The 18,651-nt window shown below is 43.6% G+C and carries 16 protein-coding genes and 4 pseudogenes; 5 read left to right on the top strand and 15 right to left on the bottom strand.

Annotated elements, in window-relative coordinates:
- Nucleotides 1-43 precede the first annotated feature (43 nt).
- The 6 genes from aguA to NL646_RS18485 are packed head-to-tail and all read right to left on the bottom strand — an operon-like array spanning nucleotide 44 to nucleotide 6,180.
- A complete protein-coding gene (gene aguA, locus NL646_RS18510) occupies nucleotides 44-1,126 on the bottom strand; it encodes an agmatine deiminase (RefSeq protein ID WP_253664522.1) in 1,083 nt (360 codons plus the stop codon).
- 12 nt (nucleotides 1,127-1,138) lie between these two features.
- The gene (gene aguB / locus NL646_RS18505) at nucleotides 1,139-2,005 is read right to left on the bottom strand and encodes an N-carbamoylputrescine amidase (RefSeq protein WP_025611931.1); all 867 of its coding nucleotides are present in this window, start codon (nucleotides 2,003-2,005) and stop codon (nucleotides 1,139-1,141) included.
- Between the two features lie 17 nt (nucleotides 2,006-2,022).
- Entirely contained in the window at nucleotides 2,023-3,300 is a 1,278-nt protein-coding gene (locus NL646_RS18500; RefSeq protein WP_253664521.1) for an FAD-binding oxidoreductase, read from the bottom strand.
- 37 nt (nucleotides 3,301-3,337) lie between these two features.
- A complete protein-coding gene (locus NL646_RS18495; protein ID WP_253664520.1) occupies nucleotides 3,338-4,822 on the bottom strand; it encodes an aldehyde dehydrogenase in 1,485 nt (494 codons plus the stop codon).
- A gap of 35 nt (nucleotides 4,823-4,857) precedes the next feature.
- Nucleotides 4,858-5,415: an HTH-type transcriptional regulator PuuR gene (puuR, locus tag NL646_RS18490; RefSeq protein WP_005464588.1), complete on the bottom strand. Its 558-nt coding sequence runs from the start codon at nucleotides 5,413-5,415 to the stop codon at nucleotides 4,858-4,860.
- An 18-nt stretch (nucleotides 5,416-5,433) separates the two neighbouring features.
- Nucleotides 5,434-6,180, bottom strand: a complete 747-nt coding sequence (locus NL646_RS18485) for a gamma-glutamyl-gamma-aminobutyrate hydrolase family protein (RefSeq protein WP_253664519.1) — start codon at nucleotides 6,178-6,180, stop codon at nucleotides 5,434-5,436.
- A 340-nt stretch (nucleotides 6,181-6,520) separates the two neighbouring features.
- Here NL646_RS18485 and NL646_RS18480 point away from each other — a divergent pair, with 340 nt between their 5' ends.
- Both NL646_RS18480 and NL646_RS18475 read left to right on the top strand, forming a co-directional pair.
- Complete coding sequence (locus NL646_RS18480; protein WP_005485605.1) at nucleotides 6,521-7,864, top strand: glutamine synthetase family protein; 1,344 nt, start codon at nucleotides 6,521-6,523, stop codon at nucleotides 7,862-7,864.
- An 18-nt stretch (nucleotides 7,865-7,882) separates the two neighbouring features.
- Nucleotides 7,883-9,358 (top strand): Na+/H+ antiporter NhaC family protein, encoded by a 1,476-nt coding sequence (locus NL646_RS18475; protein ID WP_021449153.1) that lies wholly within the window; start codon nucleotides 7,883-7,885, stop codon nucleotides 9,356-9,358.
- Nucleotides 9,359-9,449: 91 nt separating this feature from the next.
- On the opposite strand, the gene NL646_RS18470 is transcribed toward NL646_RS18475, so the two are convergent.
- The gene (locus NL646_RS18470; RefSeq protein WP_005500350.1) at nucleotides 9,450-9,911 is read right to left on the bottom strand and encodes a hypothetical protein; all 462 of its coding nucleotides are present in this window, start codon (nucleotides 9,909-9,911) and stop codon (nucleotides 9,450-9,452) included.
- A gap of 341 nt (nucleotides 9,912-10,252) precedes the next feature.
- Between NL646_RS18470 and NL646_RS18465 the strand changes: the two genes are divergently transcribed.
- Both NL646_RS18465 and NL646_RS18460 read left to right on the top strand, forming a co-directional pair.
- The gene (locus tag NL646_RS18465) at nucleotides 10,253-10,699 is read left to right on the top strand and encodes a DUF3291 domain-containing protein (RefSeq protein ID WP_005500348.1); all 447 of its coding nucleotides are present in this window, start codon (nucleotides 10,253-10,255) and stop codon (nucleotides 10,697-10,699) included.
- A 113-nt stretch (nucleotides 10,700-10,812) separates the two neighbouring features.
- Nucleotides 10,813-11,058: pseudogene (locus NL646_RS18460) on the top strand (lactoylglutathione lyase); the annotation flags it as partial.
- A 111-nt stretch (nucleotides 11,059-11,169) separates the two neighbouring features.
- Here NL646_RS18460 and NL646_RS18455 read toward each other — a convergent pair.
- The 3 genes and pseudogenes from NL646_RS18455 to NL646_RS18445 all read right to left on the bottom strand — a co-directional run bounded on the left by NL646_RS18455 (nucleotide 11,170) and on the right by NL646_RS18445 (nucleotide 13,560).
- Nucleotides 11,170-12,128: pseudogene (locus NL646_RS18455) on the bottom strand (IS1595 family transposase).
- Nucleotides 12,129-12,624: 496 nt separating this feature from the next.
- Nucleotides 12,625-13,119, bottom strand: coding sequence for a hypothetical protein (locus NL646_RS18450; RefSeq protein ID WP_129147797.1), 495 nt, complete (start codon nucleotides 13,117-13,119; stop codon nucleotides 12,625-12,627).
- Between the two features lie 3 nt (nucleotides 13,120-13,122).
- Entirely contained in the window at nucleotides 13,123-13,560 is a 438-nt protein-coding gene (locus tag NL646_RS18445; RefSeq protein ID WP_025534831.1) for a DUF5675 family protein, read from the bottom strand.
- Nucleotides 13,561-13,861: 301 nt separating this feature from the next.
- Here NL646_RS18445 and NL646_RS18440 point away from each other — a divergent pair.
- A pseudogene (locus tag NL646_RS18440) lies at nucleotides 13,862-14,200 on the top strand (transposase); the annotation flags it as partial.
- Nucleotides 14,201-14,890: 690 nt separating this feature from the next.
- Here NL646_RS18440 and NL646_RS18435 read toward each other — a convergent pair.
- From NL646_RS18435 to NL646_RS23460, 5 genes and pseudogenes are all read right to left on the bottom strand, one after another.
- Nucleotides 14,891-15,307 carry a hypothetical protein gene (locus tag NL646_RS18435; protein ID WP_154215590.1) on the bottom strand — a complete coding sequence of 139 codons (417 nt, stop codon included), beginning with the start codon at nucleotides 15,305-15,307 and terminating at the stop codon, nucleotides 14,891-14,893.
- A gap of 344 nt (nucleotides 15,308-15,651) precedes the next feature.
- Nucleotides 15,652-16,068: a lysozyme inhibitor LprI family protein gene (locus NL646_RS18425; protein WP_025534833.1), complete on the bottom strand. Its 417-nt coding sequence runs from the start codon at nucleotides 16,066-16,068 to the stop codon at nucleotides 15,652-15,654.
- Nucleotides 16,069-16,693: 625 nt separating this feature from the next.
- On the bottom strand, nucleotides 16,694-17,137 hold the full coding sequence (locus tag NL646_RS18420) for a hypothetical protein (protein WP_029863876.1): 444 nt from the start codon (nucleotides 17,135-17,137) through the stop codon (nucleotides 16,694-16,696).
- 177 nt (nucleotides 17,138-17,314) lie between these two features.
- A complete protein-coding gene (locus NL646_RS18415) occupies nucleotides 17,315-17,788 on the bottom strand; it encodes a GNAT family N-acetyltransferase (RefSeq protein ID WP_029863877.1) in 474 nt (157 codons plus the stop codon).
- 664 nt (nucleotides 17,789-18,452) lie between these two features.
- Nucleotides 18,453-18,651, bottom strand: a pseudogene (locus tag NL646_RS23460) (hypothetical protein); the annotation flags it as partial.

The following is an 18,651-nucleotide window of genomic DNA, read 5'->3' as shown; positions in this document are numbered from 1 at the left end:
TTGACAGCTCATCATCGCCGCTGAGTCAGCGGCGAGCTTGTGTTTAAGCGGGGATCTGCTGCGTAATGCAGTGAATGTTCCCTCCGCCGAGTAGAACCTCTCTCGACGGTATCGTGATGATTTGGTATTCCGGCATCGCGTTTTGCAAAATATTGATCGCAATGGCGTCGGTGTCTTCATCCAACATCGGTAAGAACACATGGCCGTTGACGATAAGAAAGTTCGCATAAGAGGCACTTAGGCGTTCGCCAGCTTGTCGGCTCATTCCTGAACTGGCGTCAATGCCATTGGCTTCGCGCTCGCTATAATGCAACGGACCCGGTAATGGCAAACGGGCAATTTCAATCTCGCGCCCTTTCGCATCTTGCTGCGATTTCAGCACTTGCTCTGCTTGACGAGACAACGCGTATTGCGGATCGCTTGGGTCATCGGTCCAACTTAGTACCACCTTACCCGGTGCGATAAAGTGCATCAGGTTGTCAACATGGCCGTCTGTTTCGTCATTGAATAAACCATTTGGCAACCAAATGATTTTTTCGATGCCGAGATACGCCTTTAACTGCTCTTCGATTTGCGCTTTGCTCAATTGCGGATTTCGCCCCGGACTAAGTAAGCACTCTTCTGTGGTGTAAAGGGTGCCTTCACCATCGGTGTGAATCGCCCCACCTTCAAGTACAAACGGAGCGCGGTAATAATCTATACCGATGATGTCGCACACCGAGCCAGCGACAAGATCGTCCTGCTGCCAGTTATCGTAAAGCCCGTTGTATTCGCCGCCCCACGCGTTAAATTGCCAACTAATCCCACGGCGCTCGCCCGCCTGATTCACGAGCACGGTCGGTCCAATATCGCGCATCCACGCATCGTTAAATGGGATTTCCACCAAACGTACGTCTGAATGGAGCATTTGACGCGCTCGGTCAAAGTTGTGCGAGCATACCGCCACGCACACCTTGGTCACTTCCGCGATTAAGTTCGCGATTCTGGCAAAGGTTTCTTGCGCGGGTAATGCGTCATCACGCCAGTTGTCTTTCCTTTCTGGCCACGCTAGCCAAACTTCACTAACCGGCTGAAACTCAGCCGGAAAATAGAAGCCATCTTGCGCTGGTGTTGTCGATAACTTCATATTAACGCCTCTTTAAACAGCTAGTTTACCAACGCTGGTGTAAAGGTCTGGACGACGGTCGCGGAACAAGCCCCATGCGTGACGCGCTTTCGCTGTCGCAGCGAGATCGATTTCTGCGTAAATGATGGTTTCACCTTCACGTGGTGCTTCGGCAATTTTTGCACCGGTGTGGTCAGTGATAAAAGATGAGCCGTAGAACGTGGTCTCGATACCATCATCGACTTCAGTGCCGACTCGGTTTGACGCAATCACTGGAACGAGGTTTGCTGCCGAGTGACCTTGCATTGTACGTTGCCAGTGATCACGCGAGTCCAGTGTTGGATCTTGAGGCTCAGAACCGATTGCAGTTGGATAGAAAATCGCTTCCGCGCCGTGTAGAGCCAAACTGCGAGCAAGCTCTGGAAACCATTGGTCCCAGCAAATGCCAGCACCGAACTTACCGAACTTGGTTTGCCACACTTTGAAACCGGTATCGCCAGGGCTAAAGTAGTACTTTTCACTGTAGCCCGGACCGTCAGGAATGTGTGACTTGCGGTAGTTATCTAGTACCGTGCCATCGGCATCTATCATCACTAGCGAGTTAAAAAACGTGTTGCCCGCTTTTTCAAAGTAGCTAACAGGAATAACCACGCCGAGCTCTTTAGCCAACGCACTCATCTCTTTAATAAGACGACAATTCTCCGTTTCTTCCGCAAGCTCGAAATACTTCGCTTCTTGTTTTTTGCAGAAGTAAGGTGCAGCGAACAGCTCTTGAGGAAGAATCACGTTCGCACCGTTTTGTGCTGCTTCACGAATCGCCTTTTTGGCTTTAGCTAGATTTTCTTCCAGATCCCAGCTTTTCGTCAGTTGAAGGGCTGCAAATTTCACTACTTTGCTCATTGGATATTCCTTATCTCTTAAATCGCCAGTTTGTCACGTAGGTTGTAGTAAGCCGCGCCCATTGCCGTAAACGGAATTTGGAAGTGGCGGCCCCCCGGGAAGGAGTAATGTTTCAGAGCCGCAAACGCATCAAAGCGTTCTGCGTGTCCGGTCAGAGCTTCTGCCAGCAACTTGCCTGCGAGATGAGTACACGTTACACCGTGACCGCTGTAGCCTTGTAGGTAGTAAATGTTGTCTGCAAACGAGCCAAATTGCGGCATGCGTGAGTAAGTCAGTAAGAAGTTACCCGTCCAGGTGTAATCAATCTTGATGTCTTTCAATTGTGGGAAAACTTTTTCCATCTTCGGACGGATCAGTGATTCGATGTTTTCTGGGTCACGTGCACCGTAAACTACGCCACCTCCGAACAACAAACGCTTGTCGGCGGTTAAGCGGAAGTAGTCAAGCAAGTAGTTACAGTCTTCAACGCAGTAGTCACTGGTCAGCACTTGTTTTAGCTGCTCATCACGCAAAGGCTGAGTCGCCACCACTTGTGTGCCGCACGGGATCGCTTTGTTGCTGATGTTTGGTGCCAAACCACCAAGGTAGGCGTTACCTGCCAGTACCACGTACTTGCTCTTCACGCTGCCTTGCGCTGTTTTCACTACTGGCTTAATGCCTTTATCAATCGACACGACCGCCGACTGCTCAAAGATTTGACCACCTAGAGACGTAAACGCAGCGGCTTCACCTAATGCCAGTTTTAGCGGGTGAATGTGACCACCGCGCATATCCAGCAAACCGCCAGTGTACACTTTCGTACCTACCGCTTGTTCTACCTCTCCTGCGTCAAGCAGAGTCAGTTGGTCGTTGCCGTAACGCTCCCAGTTCTTCTTATGTTCTTCTAGCCCTTTGAGTTGTTTACTATTCAGTGCCGTGAACAAGCCACCTTGCTTGTAATCGCAGTTGATGTCGTATTTGTCGATCAGACCACGGATGATATCGCCGCCTTCAAAAATCATATCGCACAGAGCTTTGGCTTGGTTTTGGTCGTAACGGCTTTCAATCACGTCAACATCTCGGCTGTAGCTGTTAACGATTTGGCCACCGTTACGACCAGTTGCTCCAAAGCCCACTTTTGCGCTTTCTAACACAACGACTTTAAAACCCTTTTCGGCTAGGTGCAGCGCAGAAGAAAGACCAGAGAATCCCGCACCGACTACACACACATCGCACTCGATGTTGTCTTGCAGTTGTGGGTATTCCGGCATGTTTGGCACAGAGTGCGCGTAAAACGAATCCGTATGCTTGTTCATAGAACTATTCCTTTATTTATCGTAATCGTCAGCAGGCTTAAGGATGTAGGCGAATCCAAGTGGTTTTGGTTTCGGTGAATTTTTCAATCGCGTGGAGAGACTTATCTCGACCATTTCCGCTCATTTTGAATCCACCAAATGGGACCGTCATGTCACCTTCGTTGTAGTTGTTGACCCAAACCGAGCCGGCTTGCAGTCGTTTTGCTACACGATGAACGCGGTTGATATTGCTACTCCAAAGTGCGGCACCTAGGCCGTACTTCGAATCGTTAGCGATCTCAATTGCTTGCGCTTCATCTTTGAATGGAATGACACACAGCACCGGACCAAAAATTTCCTCTTGGGCGACACGCATCTTGTTGTCGACGTTGTCTAAAATGGTTGGGGAGACAAATGCGCCCTGCCCATCGACATCGCCGCCACAACGTACGTTTGCACCTTCTGATTCACCTAACGAGATGTATTCCAACACTTTTGATTTATGATCTTGGTCGATAAGCGCGCCCATGGATGAACTTGGGTCCATTGGGTCTTTTGGCGTGAACGCTTTCGACGCTTGAATAACTTTTTCTATGAACTGATCTTTGATGCTTTCGTGAACAAGCAAGCGGGTTGCCGCGACGCACACCTCACCTTGATTGTAGAAACACCCTGCAGCGGTTTCTGCTGCTGCGCGGTCTAAATCATCACAATCTTCAAACACGATATTCGCGTTCTTGCCGCCCGCTTCTGCAAACACACGCTTTAGATTGCTCTCACCCGAGCTGACCATCAGTTGACCTGCAATGCGCGTTGAGCCAGTGAAGGCGATGCAGTCTACATCTTGGTGTTTCGCCAGCGCGTCGCCAGCTTCATGACCAAAACCCGTCACGACTTGGAAAACGCCTGTTGGCAAGCCCGCTTGAGATACAAGCTGGCCTAAGAATATCGCGGTCAGTGATGACTTCTCTGAAGGTTTTAAGATCACGCTGTTACCAGCTGCTAAAGCAGGGCCAAGCTTCCAACACGCGAGCCAAAGTGGGAAGTTCCACGGCACAACCGCGGCAACCACGCCAATTGGCTGATGAGAAATAAAAGCGTGTACGTCTTTTTCTGTTGGGGCAACTTCACCGTACACTTTGTCGATCGCTTCGGCGTACCAGCGCAAAGAACTCGCCGCGCCAGGAATGTCGGTAGAGAAGCTGTGAGAGATAGGTTTACCAGTATCGAGAGTTTCTAATAGTGCTAACTCTTCTTGGTGTTGATCAATCAGGTCAGCAAACTGTTTAAGCACTGCTTTGCGATGAGCTGGGCTGCTTTCACTCCAGATACCAGATTGAAATGCTTGGCGAGCGTATGATACCGCGAGGTCGACATCTTCACTTTGGCAACGGGCGATTTCGGTGAATATCTCGTCTGTTGCTGGGTTAACTACCGGGATGGTTTGCCCTGTTAAAGCGGCACTGTATTCACCGTTAATGTACGCCCTGTTTTCGATGTTTAGATTGTTTTTTAGCTCAATCCATTGCTCTTGGGTTTTCATACGCTCTCCTTGTGATCACACAAGGCAAGCCCCCACTAAAATGTGGTTGGCGTATGCGCACTTATCAATCGACAAGCCTTGTCTGTGTGATTCGTAAATCGATGTGGCTTCGTCGTATCAATAATGTACGACTCGCCGGCTGTGAGGACGTAGGAGTGGCCTTTGTACTCTAGAGTGATTTCTCCCTCTAAAATCGTGCCGACCTCTTCGCCTTCGTGTCTGATTTCCGCCGCACCTGTTGTTCCATGTGGTGCGTATTCTTCGATCAAGAATCCAATAACTTGATCTTTGTCGCCATTCGTCACTAGTTTCATGGATACCGTCTCGCTCCCAATTTCCACGAGATCTGACGGTTTGAAGACCACTTTCACTTCATCATTCGAAGACTGTTCAAAAATGAAAAACTCCGACAGTGATAAAGAAAATACGTTGACGATTTTTTGTAGTGAGCTGACCGACGGGCTCACTTTGCCATTTTCAATGGACGAGATTGCACTGTGGGTAATACCAGCGCGTTCGGCTAATTCCCTTTGTGACAATCCATGTTTTTTACGTAACTGAACAATATTTTTACCAATCTCATGATTGTCCATTCATGCAGCTCCAAACGTTTAACGAGAGGCTGCCATCATAAATTCATTGAATAAAATTTGAGAGAAATGATTGTTTTTTGCTTTCCATTCTGGGTGCCACTGCACGCCAACGAAAAATTTTTGTTGCGGAAGACTAAATGCTTCTACTAGGCCGTCCGGGGCTTTAGCTTCAACTTGCAGCTGAGGAGCAAGCTGATCGACGCCTTGATTGTGCAGCGTGTTCACTTCAAAAAAGGTGGTATTTTCCCAGTGATTTTGTACCAACCATTGTTCAAACAAACTCTGCTTTTGCACTAATACCGCATGAGCGGGCGCGTATTTTTGTTCGAAATCTTCAACAGTCGCTTCGCGATGATCATTAAAGCCTGAGTCGTGCACGGCTGGGTTTAATGAGCCGCCTAGTGCAACATTCATCTCTTGGAAACCGCGACAGATACCAAGGCACGGAGTGTTTTGGTCTACCGCGTGACGAATTAACGTCAGTGATAGTTCATCACGCGCTTCATCTTTATGGCTTTCTTCATGTGTTGCATTGTATCGATGCGGAGCAACATTCGAATGACTACCAGGAAATAGGAAGCCATCACACATGTCTAATATGGTGGCTACGTCATCTCCCGACATTTCTGGAGCTAACATAATCGGTAGCCCTCCAAAATCCTTAACGGCGCGTAAGTAAAAGTCGTTGACCGCTTGTATCTGATAGCCACCTAACTCTTTAGTGCAGCTAACCACACCAATGATGGGTTTGCGTGTTCCTGACATGATATTTCCGTGTTCGATTTATTTAACATTTACCCTACAAACCATGTACAAAATTATCAACACGGATATTCGTTATTATCGTCACAACGTGATCTAACGCACTATTTAGGCCACTAAATTGAATATTTATGCTCATTATATTGAACAAAACAAAACCAACTGTTACAAAATAGTTAACAGAAAGACATAAAAACCAGCCGTTAAACACCAAAAGCACAGTATAAGTGCATGTTTAAATTAAAAATAACCTGAAAAACAAACAATTTAATTAAAACGCTGTAATTTATTTGTTAATTTGGTTATTTCTAATTTCTACTCGTCAGGCTATTTGGAGAAGAAAATGGAATCGTATCTACAGGAAGTACAAAATTTTAAACAAAAATGGCCCGATATAGAGTTTATCGACCTTATCTTTACCGATATCAATGCCACTCCAAGAGGAAAGCGCATCCCGATAGACGCACTAGAGAAGCTTGATAAAGGGGTAGCACTCCCCCTCTCGACCATCACCCTCGATACTAAAGGTAACGTCGTTGAAACTGCGGGGTTGGGCGAAGATCTCGGAGAGCCAGATCACCTCTGTTACCCAATCAGTGGTACTTTGATGCCAACGGCAAAGGAACAAGTTGGCCAACTACTGCTTAGTATGATGGATGAAACCGGGGAACACCCTAACCCACTGTTCATCCGCAACATTCTCGCGTCTATGTTGCAAACGCTGCATGCCAAAGATCAGTACCCATGTGTCGCGCTAGAGCTAGAATTCTATTTAATCGACAAAACTCGCGGGGAAAATGGCGAACCATTAACGGCAATTAATCCAACGAAGAAAACACGAGAAAAAGACACCGAAGTTTACGACCTTGATGGATTAGATGACTACGCGGATTTCTTGACCGATCTTAATCGAATCGCATTAGAACAAGGGTTGAATACGTCCGGTGCTCTTTCTGAGTCTGCACCGGGACAGTTCGAAATCAACTTCAACCATTCCAAAGACGTACTGCGAGCGTGTGATGAAATCATCATTGCAAAACGTTTGATTCGCCAAGTGGCTCACCAGCACGGGTTTGATGCGACATTTATGGCGAAACCTTTTGGTGAACAAGCGGGTAATGGCATGCACATTCACCTCAGCTTGGTTGATAAAGATGGTAACAACCACTTTAGTCAAACCGATGGTCAAGCTAGCCCCTTCTTCTATCAAACCATGGCAGCCATGTTGTCACAAACCTCCGATGCCATGGGTTTGATTTGTCCGAACGTTAACTCCTTCCGCCGCTTTTTACCGGGTGCATATGTGCCAACAAAAGCTGACTGGGGAGAAAACCACCGAGGCGTGGCGCTGCGTGTGCCGATTAGCGACAGTAAAAACCGTCGTATTGAGCATCGTATCGCTGGCGCTGACGTTAACCCTTACATTCTCGCTGCAGTAGTACTTTCCGCAGTATTAGCGAGTGATAACTACACCAAAGACCAATGTCCGCCAACCTTAAGTGACGATGCTGTTGAACTGCCGCTGCGTATGTCAGAAGCGCTAGAGCGACTGGAGCACAGCGAGTTGGCTCAATACATCTCACAAGACTTTATTGACTTGTATCTAGCTTGCAAGCGGAGTGAACTCGCAGAATTTGAGCGAGCGATTACTCCATTGGAAATCGACTGGATGTTGCACTCGGCATAAACAAAGGAAATGCACTTTATGACAACGCAAACCAAGGCGCTGGATGCGCCGCTTAAAATCAATACTCAACATATTATTGTTTCTTTAATCTCAGTTGCGACGTTTATCTTTTTTACCACAATCGGATTAAATCATGAGGAAGGCGAAGCCTACGGATGGATGAGTCTTCTGCCAACCGCGTTGGTTTTGGTCTTTGCCCTCACGACACACCGAACTGTGGAAGCCCTTTTTAGTGGCGCAATTGCTGGGGTACTTTTGCTCAACCCAACCGAAGCGGTCGAGCAAATTGTCGATATTTCGATGAGTGTGATGATGGATGAAACCATCGCATGGATCATCCTCGTATGTGGTTTGATGGGCGGTTTGATTGCCGTGTTGGAGAAAGGCGGCAGTATTTTGAGCTTCTCCGATATGCTTGTCACCAAGGTTAAAAGCCGCAAGCAATCGATGTTGATGACATTTGCTCTGGGTATCCTGATCTTTATTGATGACTACTTGAATGCAATTGCGATTTCATCATCGATGAAAAAAGTCACTGACGGCTACAAGATCTCTCGTGAAAAGCTCTCTTATCTAGTGGATTCAACCGCAGCGCCTATCTGTATTCTGGTGCCAATTTCAACTTGGGCTATCTTCTTTAGCTCACTGCTAGAAGCAAACGGCGTCGCTGAAGCAGGCCAAGGTATTCAGACGTACATGCAAGCAATTCCTTACATGGCTTACGGCTGGGTAACTTTGGTGATTGTTCTGCTGGTTGCGATGGAAAAAATCCCTGACCTCGGCGCAATGAAAAAAGCAGAAGAGCGTGCGAAGAATGGTCAAGTTCGTCCAGACGGCGCAACCGATGTGGACTTTGGTTCTGAAGTTTCTGCGCACACCAATCCGACAATGGGTTTGATCAACTTCCTTTTACCGATGATCGTCCTCGTTGCTGCCAGCTGGTACTTTGGTATCGACCTACTGGCGGGGGTTTTCGTCGCACTGATCTTCACCATTAGCTTCTACGGCGCACAAAAACTGATTTCGATGAACGATATGTTCGAAGCTGTTTATGATGGCATTAAAGTCATGCTACTGCCGCTTGCAACCGTAATTGGCGGCTTCATGCTGAAATCCGTCAATGACTCGCTAGGTGTCACGCAATACGTGATTGAGACCGTAAGTCCTTACTTATCGGCATCTTACTTCCCTGCGATTATCTTTATGATTACTGGTGCGTTGGTCTTTGCTACGGCATCTTCTTGGGGAACATTCGCGGTAGCGATGCCAATCGTTCTGCCTTTGGGTGAACAGCTTGGCGTGCCGCTACACTTAACCGTTGCGGCTCTACTTTCGGCATCAGCGGCCGGTAGCCACTCTTGCTTCTTTAGTGACTCTACCGTGTTGTCTGCACAAGGCTCTGGTTGTACGTCCATGCAACACGCGACGACACAGTTCCCTTATGCACTGATTGGTATTGTTGCAACCGCGATTTTCTTCTTCATCATCGGTTAAGATTGACCCTAAAAGCAAAAGCCCTGCTCACCAATGAGCAGGGCTTTTTAGTTTGGCGAAACATCCAAAGCGGAAATAGACAGAACCTCAACTAAACCTGCACCGCTTTAATATGCTTGATGATACTGGCGTAAAGTAAGGCATACCAAACGATGAATGGCAGAACATCGACGGACGAGCTCACCACAATGCCATCCTCAGGCATCACCGTCATGTAGTAGGCAAGCAAAAATACAGATATCGGAATTAATAACGTACAAAACCGCACTGACACAACAAAGCTGATACTAAAGTATCGCCCAAGGAAATCCGTACCATGTTCGGAACCATTGGCCTTATACGCCCAGTACGTACCAAACAAGACAATCAGAATATAAGACACAGATTCGACAGCATCCCATACATTTTGTGGTTCGAGTGGCGAGATGGAAATAAGCTCAATACCAATAGTCACAAACGCTATGCTTAAAAACATATACAAGAACTTATCTTTTTCCGACAGTTTGTTGGCTCGAATATCGTTCTTCAGACTTTGTACATCCCAAAAATACATAGCGACTCCTTTAAGTATTGCTCGTCTTGAACTGAACACGCCGAGTGATACTTGCGCAATTAATTCATAGTAACTCGAAATATAAATTAAAAATCAAATAGATAGTCAAATCGACTAAAAATACTCTCGCACAAATGGGATGGTTTGTCTCTAAGAAATCTCTCGTTATCGGTACCGTCTTGAACTCAACAAGACCAATGTACCAAACCGATTTTTACAATGTAATTGGCAGTCAAAATCACTAACTTTCTAATTTATCTTTGAAGGCATAAGCAATACATTGCATCATAAGAAGCCGTTTACCGCTATTGCACTAACTTACCGACCAAGGAGGGTCTGAAATGAAATTAGCACAGTTAAATATTGCGCTTGCCAAATATCCTCTGGATGCACCTGAAATTAAAGAATTTGTAGACAATTTAGACTTAGTTAATGGTATTGCTGAAGAGAGTGAAGGCTTTGTTTGGCGTTTAAAAGACGACTCCGGTGATGCCACCAGCATTAAATTGTTTGAAGACCCAAACATGATTGTAAACATGTCTGTCTGGGAAAGTACTGACGCACTCAAAAACTTTATGTTCCGTACTGACCATAGAGATTTCATGCGCCGAAAAAGCGAATGGTTTCATCGATTAACAGAAGATAGCTATGTTCTATGGTGGGTTGAAGATGGCCATATACCAACACCACAAGAAGCTTTATTCCGCCTTCAACATTTGCGCGATAACGGAGATACGCCCTTTGCTTTCACATTTAAAACTAACTTTACAGAAGCAGATCTTGCGTGAGCTATGCGCTGGTTAAATCGCTAAGTTGTATAAAGCACCGATATAACATGCCTCACCCCATCATGGAGTTGTGCACTTCAAGGGAAATAGTAACAGACTCAAAAGGACAAAGAGTGATAGATCATTTTGAAATTAAGGTAGCGGCATTCGAAGAATGTCGTGCGTTTTACATGAATGCGCTCGAGCCATTGGGCATTGAACTCAAATGGTCAGATGAAAATGCTGCTGGTTTCGGGCTTTCGAGCGAGCCAAATGTAAGATTTCTCATTGAAAAAGGTGTCAGCAATTCAACATGCCACATCGCTTTTTCTGCATTAGACAAACGACAAGTTACAGCATTTCACAAAGGGGGTTTGAGTTCGGAGGTTGCATTGCTGACACCATAACAAGACATTGCTTGCTAGTGTAAGATTTTATCACAAAGAACTTTATGAAATTATCTGAGTTACAAAGCTATATTCAAGAACTCGCTATGTTCCTTTTAACTGTTGCTGAAGAATTAACATCCTGTTTTCGTTAAGTTCTTCAGTCACATCCATGTATCGATGCCAACCAAGGTAATGCTCTAAGTATTTTGTCGCCACTCCGAGGAATCGTTTAATTCAACCCTTTAAGCGGCCATGGTGAGCGTTAACATTCTGAATGTGAAACACTTTATCTATCACCCGAATCCCCTCAGATACATTCAGCCTTTTATAGATCAAATCATGGCGTAGGGTTATGGCGACATACGGTTGAAAGCCATCGGTGCAAAGGACACTATCTTTTTGCAACTTTCCTTTCAATTCTTTGACTAATGCCTCTTTTGAAACATTAAGGAGGCTCGCTTCAAAGGTATGTTTACCTAGATCACGAATGGTGAGGACAGGAACCCAGTCTTCTTTGGATCGGCCGCGCTTAGAGGCTTTCATTCAACCTCATTCTGGGTTTTCGTGTCAGTGTTCTTGAACCTTTCTCTGAGTATGCGAACAGCGTTTCGTCAGCTTCGATAATTCCTTCAAGCCCTGATGCATTAAGGGTTGTAGGTAATTCCAGAAATCTGTGTCACCAGCGGAATGAGGTCTTTAGGTTAACACCGGGCGCTCTGGCGCTAACACGAAGCACTTTGCTCTCCATTATGCATTTCATTTAGTGCTCCAATTATTCTTTGTAATGAAGACGAGCCAACGATATCCCTGTTGTAGCCTTAAAGGTTTTCAAGCAGCTCTTACAGCAATACCGCTGCATGCTGTTCACTTTCCCGTGGCGATTTATCAAAGAGCTATGACTGTGAGGATATTCAGGCCCATCGACAACAAACAACACCAAGTCATTGATAATATTGTGGTTTTTATTTATCTCTTTAAGCAGCATCGTAATATGACGTAGATCGACTATCGATGAGTTTCGCCAGTTGGGTGACGAGTTTAATAAAGTGGGCTTGGAGCATAAAAACACCCTCTCGTTGCTGCCTACTTTAAGTGTAGCAAAAACTTAAAGGAAGATAGCGTTTCAAATTTGCATAGGATTCGGTCACCGAGTTTTAACAACCACACCAACATGCTGAATTTAAGCCTAAAATCTGACAACACAAAAGAAGCTACACCAGATAAAGAACCCGAAAGTTAGAAACCGTAAACGGTTAAGTCCAAGCGAAAACTCCGCATATAGTGACAACGGAAAGAACGTGAAAGGCACTCTACCTCAAGCGTAGAAGCTAGCTTGGTACTCACTCAACCCTTTAATAAAATTAGTAATACTTTCCATTTTTCCTCATAAAACATAACGCCCAGCTAAAGGGTGAGCAACGCTATCACCTGACCTAAAGCATTGTGCCATAAACACTAAATATGAAGTAGAAGCAAAAATGCCAGCGTTGGGAATCACTCTAAAATGCTTTGTTAGCTTTTTATTCCATAAATTAGAACTCTATTATTTATAAAATATCAGTCTACGCTTCGGATTGAAACTTTCTGGATCCTTTCAAGTAAGTTCTTTCCATAAGGCGCTAGCGCTGTTTGAGGGCTTGAGTTCATATATAAATTCAAAGCACGAACAACATCTTCTTTAGTTTGAGATAATTGTTCGACGTCTCCCCCATTGAAATCCGTAAAAACTATTCCCTGTAATTCATTTAACCACTTTGAAAACGAATCGGGCTCTGATGAAAGCACAGCCAATGTAACATGAGTATGATGAGTCAAAGCAACTAACAACAAAGGAGATACCTCTCCAGAAACAGCACCATCTCGGTGGAGCCATATTTCACCAAGAGTATTTATTGTAGGTACAACTAATATTGAATCATCGCCTCTCAACTGCTGTTGGATTCTAGGATAATTACTTTTCATCCACTGAAGATTGATCTCTGTACGAAGAGTCGATGCAATCACAGAAGTTGAAAATACTAGGAAAAATAAAATTCCAATTCTTTTTAACATGAATCATTTCTCCAGTTGATTTGTTACCCTAATTTCAACACTTTTAAACTTACCGATCTCTGAAAAAATCTCTTTTAAAGCCACCTTACTATTGCTTACATAATAATGTGAATCTTTTAATACACCCCAACTTTTACCAGGCATAAGACAACCTTCCGTATTTTCATGGTAATTGCCAGCGTGAATCAATACATAATTTCTTCCTGGAACATTTTTTAATTCATACACATTTTTATATTTGGCACCACTAAACGGTTCCATTTTGTATGTACCAGCTGAAATTCTTTTATCAGATCCCTCAACTATTGAGTCAGGGCCACCCGGCTCTAAAATAAACCAACTTTTGTCTACACCATCAATTGTTAGTTTTCCTAACGTTGTTTCTCCATATTGCTTTATGCGTCTAAGGTTTAATGTTGCTTTACTTTTCTTGCTAGTCATCCAAGAGTCTCCAAGGTAAACTAAGAGCACATTAAAAAGAATAAGTTTATTAGGCTCCCCGGAGATACCCTTTTTGGGCAAATATCAAACTAAAATTGAACTTAACAGTTTTAATTTTTACATCCGACGATTTGATTCAAAAGCTAACGCCCTGTTAAGGAGCTTGGATTCAAGTACGAAGTGCGACACCTCTGAACATAAAATGAACATAAAAACTGTAAGGTGCGATAATCATGAACTTTGCTCCCGCCAAGAAGTAAAAAACATGAAATACACGCACCTCACTTAGAACGAAAGGTATATGATTTCTGCGCTCAAAAAGCAAGGAATTAGTGTCGATAAAATCGCAACACAACTCGGGCGTCACAGATGTACTATCTATCGCGAATTCCAACGCAATTCTCTACACAACGCATACCGACCTAACCCGTCTTACCAACCTGCTCGAGCAAAACAAAAAGCTCGAAGCAGACTAAATCGTTCAAGGAGTGATAAACGCTATTTCAAAACCGACTTTAGATTGGTCGAAGCCCTACTACAACTGGATTGGAGCCCAGACCAGATTGTTGGACATTTGAAGTTTAGAGGCCACCCAGCAATGAGCCATGAGCTCATTTATCAGTATATTTGGAGCGACAAAACTGAAGGGGGACACTGCGTTTATCTTTGGTGATTTCATATCTTCCTCAATACTTCCCGATTCTTTGTAGCAAACTAACGCCGCGTTACGTGGTGAACAACGCCCCTACTTCACTTAATAAAACTACCTTAATCACTGCACTAAAATTTGCAACCAAAACTGCCGAGCGTTGAGAATCCATCTTGAACACATTGTTAATAAAGTACTTTCCACGCGCTCTAGACTCAAAAAAAGCACCAGACTTAACACCAGTAACCAACTAGATTTTTACTGGCTACTGCCCCACGATAGCTTCCACAAACAAGGTTTCAGCACGTTGCTAACTTGACTGGTTGAAAACGGGCCACCCACAGAAGTTAAGGTTAGATAATTGCCACATCGATGAACTAATGAAAGCGAAAATGGTGGTTGGCATATTAGCGCTTTCGACGATTTTAAATGGCATTCTCAGTAAAGAACTTACAAAACCGATAGCGAATGACTTGGCTGATTTGAACTGGAAAACTAGCAATCAACACAGAACCACTAGCCATAAAAACTATACGTTAACAGTAGCTTATTAACGCCGTATTAAGTGGTGAGCAACGCACCACTGCACTCAATAAAACCACCTTAATCACTGAACTAGAATTTGCAACAAAAACTGCCGAGCGTTGTAAATCCCTCTTAAATTGCTTGTTATGTGTGTTCTTATTTTTTACGCTTTCTCTTTTCTATTTGTGACCATAAGCCATTACCCATTACGCCGAGAAGAATATTACCAATCCAGCCTGAAATACCTGAGACGAACCAATTAAGAAATTCTTCAATTGATTCTTTGAACTCGATTGGGATTAGACCCAACAAACCAGTTAACTGAGCCGATAATAGCCCTACGATTCCTGATAATTTAACCAAAGGATATGACATCAAAGTTAATACTAGAAATATCAAGATGCCCTTATATCTAAGTACATTATTTGAACGTTGATATTCATCTACTGTTTTGCTTTTGATTACACGACGAAACCAAGTAATAGTGAAAATTTGTGAGGCAGTCATTAGCACTATTACCAAAGGATAGATACTATCTCTTAGGGATTTTAACTCGGCTTCTTGATCTGACATATATAAAGCGCTAGTTGTCATGTGGAGCAATTCTGCAACAAGTGTAAGCAGCGCGAGCGAATTTACTAAGTAACTACGTTTCTTCTCTATCTCACGAACCCGATTCTCCTGGTTTGCATCACGATTTGACTGTGAACTAAGTTTGGGTTTCTTTTTATTACGTTTTGATTTTTTTAGACATATTCTTTCGTATTTTCACTGGAGCACATAACGCCCAGTTAAGGGGTGAGCAACGCAATACCGAAGCTCCCGCATACCACCTTAAACACTAAACGCAACGCATAGCAAAAATGCCACGCGTTGCGAATCACTCTTGAACAGTTTGTTATGTGCGTGGTTGAAACCTACTCTACACTTGGCTCCGGTAAAACTGGTGGTGTACTGTCCATATAAGTTAAAAAGTTTTCCCATAACTCATGCGTTCTTTGCTTAGTTAACTTAGTTTTGCACGATATCGCCTTAATTCCACGAATAGTTCCATCACGCCATTGCGTATAAATCGAATCACAGTGAGAAGACATATATGCTTGCCAATCCTGTTGAGCAAGCTTAATTGCTGCGATCAGTTCTGGGTCATGAGAGTTGTGCTCAAAGCTAGTGTTTAGATATTTGTCTAATTTAACTTGTGCTGACTCTAATTCAATAGCGGCACATTGGTTTATCTCGATTGTGGTCATCGCATTATTACAGTCAACGGACTCTTCTTCAGCAAGAGCACCAAACGAAAGACTAGCTAATATGATGATTAGACACTTATTCATCGTTTTCTCCGAAAGCACATAACGCCGCATTAAGGGGTGAACAACGCCACCACCCAAACTAAACCATTGTGCCGTAAACACTTAAGCCAATTCAAACCAAAACTGCCAAGCGTTGTGAATCCCTCTTGAATGCTTTGTTAGTTGCCTGACCTAACGCTTTGATTTGAAGTGGATTGCCGCTTTGCCAACACTGTCTTTGTGTGTTTTGAAAAACTCAAATCAGGCGCCGTTTCAAAGCGCCTGTCACTGAAACCACTTGGAACATACAACGCCGTAGAAAACGGGCTAACAACACCCAAAAGCTCCTTTGGACAGACAATATTACACAGCTAACTTTCAACAAATAAATCGGTTTCTGAAATAGAAAATCCAACCAAAAAAAGAAACTAACAATCGATTTTCACAAACCCAAATAACTAGAAATTTAAATACGATCACCTAGCCAAAAGCACATGGACATTAGCCCTAAACATTCTGATTTAGGTACATTTTTCCTCGTTGGCAACTAACGCCCAATTAAGGGGTGAGCAACGCTACCACCCAACCTAAAGCATTGTACCGTAAACACTAACATTGAAGTAGAAGCAAAAATGCCAAGCGTTGGGAATCCCTCTTAAATTGTTTGTTAGCACTCTGACTCACATGAAGGCACATTACCTAAAATTGCTTTGTACCTTTGTGCTTGCTCTAACGCTGCTCTCGCTGAAAACAACTGACTCTCTGCATTTCGACGAGCACGAGTTTCTGCATTTGGATTATTACCCTTAATGTCAAAATCAGGAGAGTGAACCCTTTCGTAACGAGCTTCAGCGTCAGCTAATTGCTTTAGTGCAAATTCCACATCACTTTTCCTAGCTAAGTCAGCAAAATAGTACTCTCGAGCTTTTTGCGGGTTGGATAGAAAATTTTCAACATCAGCCTTTAAGGTTTTTAAGGTATCCGTATTTGTATAAACGAGGAAAATTTCAGATTCTACGGGCTTGATATACCAAGTATGGCTCCAAACACCACCGTAACAACTTTTTGTGTGCTTATAATGAAAACCATTTTTCGTGTGGATTTTGCTCATAACTGCCTCATATGACCAATAAATTACATTAGATGTTGCTAAATATACGTAGAGAGTGCTAACGCCGCGTTAAGGGGTGAACAACGCTACCACCCAGCCTAAACCATTGTGCCGTAAACACTAAAATTGAATCAAACCGAAAATGCCAAGCGTTGAGAATCCCTCTTAAACGCCTTGTTATAAATATTTTTCGTAACACTGTTCAAGCTGAGCTTGACCCCAAAGTTCGCACCTTTCCTCATGGATCAACTGAAATCCATGTTTAATGTACAGTGACTTTGAAGCGGACAAACCTGCGACTGTCCAAAGAATTACTTTCGAGTAATTTTTTGCTATACAAAAACTAAGTGCCTTCTCAATTAAAGTTTTTCCTAGCCCTTTGCCTCGAGCCTTTGGATCTACAGAGAACCAGCGAAGTTGAGCTTCAGTATTTGAGTTTTCACAAATACAAATGGTTCCTACCAATTCACCATTAAGTCTGGCTAACCAAATTCTCTCTCGGCCACTATTACGTTTTGCAAACTGAGCTAAAGGCTCGGCAACATATGCTTCAAAAGTAAAGTCATAGCCATACTCTTTCGAATAGAGTAAGCCATGCTGTTTAACGATATGACCTAAATCTCCAGGCTCTAATGTATTGCTAATTATCATTACTTCTCCCTAGCGATGATTTTGAATATATTTATAACGCCGCGTTAAGTGGTGAACAACGCGACCACCAAACCTAAATCATTGTGCCGTAAACACTTAAACTGATTCATACCCAAAATGCCAAGCGTTGTGAATCCGTCTTAAACGCTTTGTTAGGGTACATTTTACTTGACCAATGCAGCAAAAGGCATATCATTCCTTTTAAGCGGTTATCCGCGAGGTGTCAGGCAAAGGTAGTAAAGACTAAAGAATCAACGACTAAACTTAAAAATACTCAAAGTTAACCAATAAACTAAAACTACTGAAAATCAAAAACTAAATAAAACGAAACTAAGACTTAATAAATTAAAGCTAACTAAAATACGAATCTAAAACTTAAAATACTTAAAGCTAACAAAAAACTAATGATGAACCTGTAAGCCTGATAGTCACTAACCCTCACAAAGGTGTTGGCTATGAAAATAAGTTTTAGTATTTCCGCAGCATTTCGTGCTTGGTTTCTAAAATTTGAGTTTGGTTTAGACAAAAGTAAGTCGAATCCAGACGACGAGCAAGAAGCTTAATCAATAGAGCCCACAACTGACACTGTGGGCTTTTTTGTGTCTGTACCCTAACGCCTTGTTAAGGTGTGAGGCACGCAATACCGAGGTTTCCGCATACCGCCTTAACCACTAAACTTAACGCATAGTAAAAATGCCACGCGTGCCGAATCACTCTTGAACAATTTGTTAGGCAGATAGCTCTTAGCTAACTCGATATCATTCAAAACAACGTCATTGGCACGCTCTTTACTGTTCTCACCTGTTGGAGTAAAGCCCTGCTTTGCATAAAAATTCAATGCACGTTCATTACTATCAAGTGCC

The sequence above is a fragment of the Vibrio sp. Y20_XG_PY13 genome (assembly GCF_024181925.1).
GTDB lineage: Bacteria > Pseudomonadota > Gammaproteobacteria > Enterobacterales > Vibrionaceae > Vibrio > Vibrio parahaemolyticus.
Note: the sequence above shows the minus strand (reverse complement) of the source record. Positions and strands in the feature narration are given on the sequence as shown.

Coding starts and splice junctions, on each gene's coding strand:
- aguA (WP_253664522.1), bottom strand. CDS start 1,126: ATGAAGTTATCGACAACACCAGCGCAAGATGGCTTCTATTTTCCGGCT.
- aguB (WP_025611931.1), bottom strand. CDS start 2,005: ATGAGCAAAGTAGTGAAATTTGCAGCCCTTCAACTGACGAAAAGCTGG.
- NL646_RS18500 (WP_253664521.1), bottom strand. CDS start 3,300: ATGAACAAGCATACGGATTCGTTTTACGCGCACTCTGTGCCAAACATG.
- NL646_RS18495 (WP_253664520.1), bottom strand. CDS start 4,822: ATGAAAACCCAAGAGCAATGGATTGAGCTAAAAAACAATCTAAACATC.
- puuR (WP_005464588.1), bottom strand. CDS start 5,415: ATGGACAATCATGAGATTGGTAAAAATATTGTTCAGTTACGTAAAAAA.
- NL646_RS18485 (WP_253664519.1), bottom strand. CDS start 6,180: ATGTCAGGAACACGCAAACCCATCATTGGTGTGGTTAGCTGCACTAAA.
- NL646_RS18480 (WP_005485605.1), top strand. CDS start 6,521: ATGGAATCGTATCTACAGGAAGTACAAAATTTTAAACAAAAATGGCCC.
- NL646_RS18475 (WP_021449153.1), top strand. CDS start 7,883: ATGACAACGCAAACCAAGGCGCTGGATGCGCCGCTTAAAATCAATACT.
- NL646_RS18470 (WP_005500350.1), bottom strand. CDS start 9,911: ATGTATTTTTGGGATGTACAAAGTCTGAAGAACGATATTCGAGCCAAC.
- NL646_RS18465 (WP_005500348.1), top strand. CDS start 10,253: ATGAAATTAGCACAGTTAAATATTGCGCTTGCCAAATATCCTCTGGAT.
- NL646_RS18450 (WP_129147797.1), bottom strand. CDS start 13,119: ATGTTAAAAAGAATTGGAATTTTATTTTTCCTAGTATTTTCAACTTCT.
- NL646_RS18445 (WP_025534831.1), bottom strand. CDS start 13,560: ATGACTAGCAAGAAAAGTAAAGCAACATTAAACCTTAGACGCATAAAG.
- NL646_RS18435 (WP_154215590.1), bottom strand. CDS start 15,307: ATGTCAGATCAAGAAGCCGAGTTAAAATCCCTAAGAGATAGTATCTAT.
- NL646_RS18425 (WP_025534833.1), bottom strand. CDS start 16,068: ATGAATAAGTGTCTAATCATCATATTAGCTAGTCTTTCGTTTGGTGCT.
- NL646_RS18420 (WP_029863876.1), bottom strand. CDS start 17,137: ATGAGCAAAATCCACACGAAAAATGGTTTTCATTATAAGCACACAAAA.
- NL646_RS18415 (WP_029863877.1), bottom strand. CDS start 17,788: ATGATAATTAGCAATACATTAGAGCCTGGAGATTTAGGTCATATCGTT.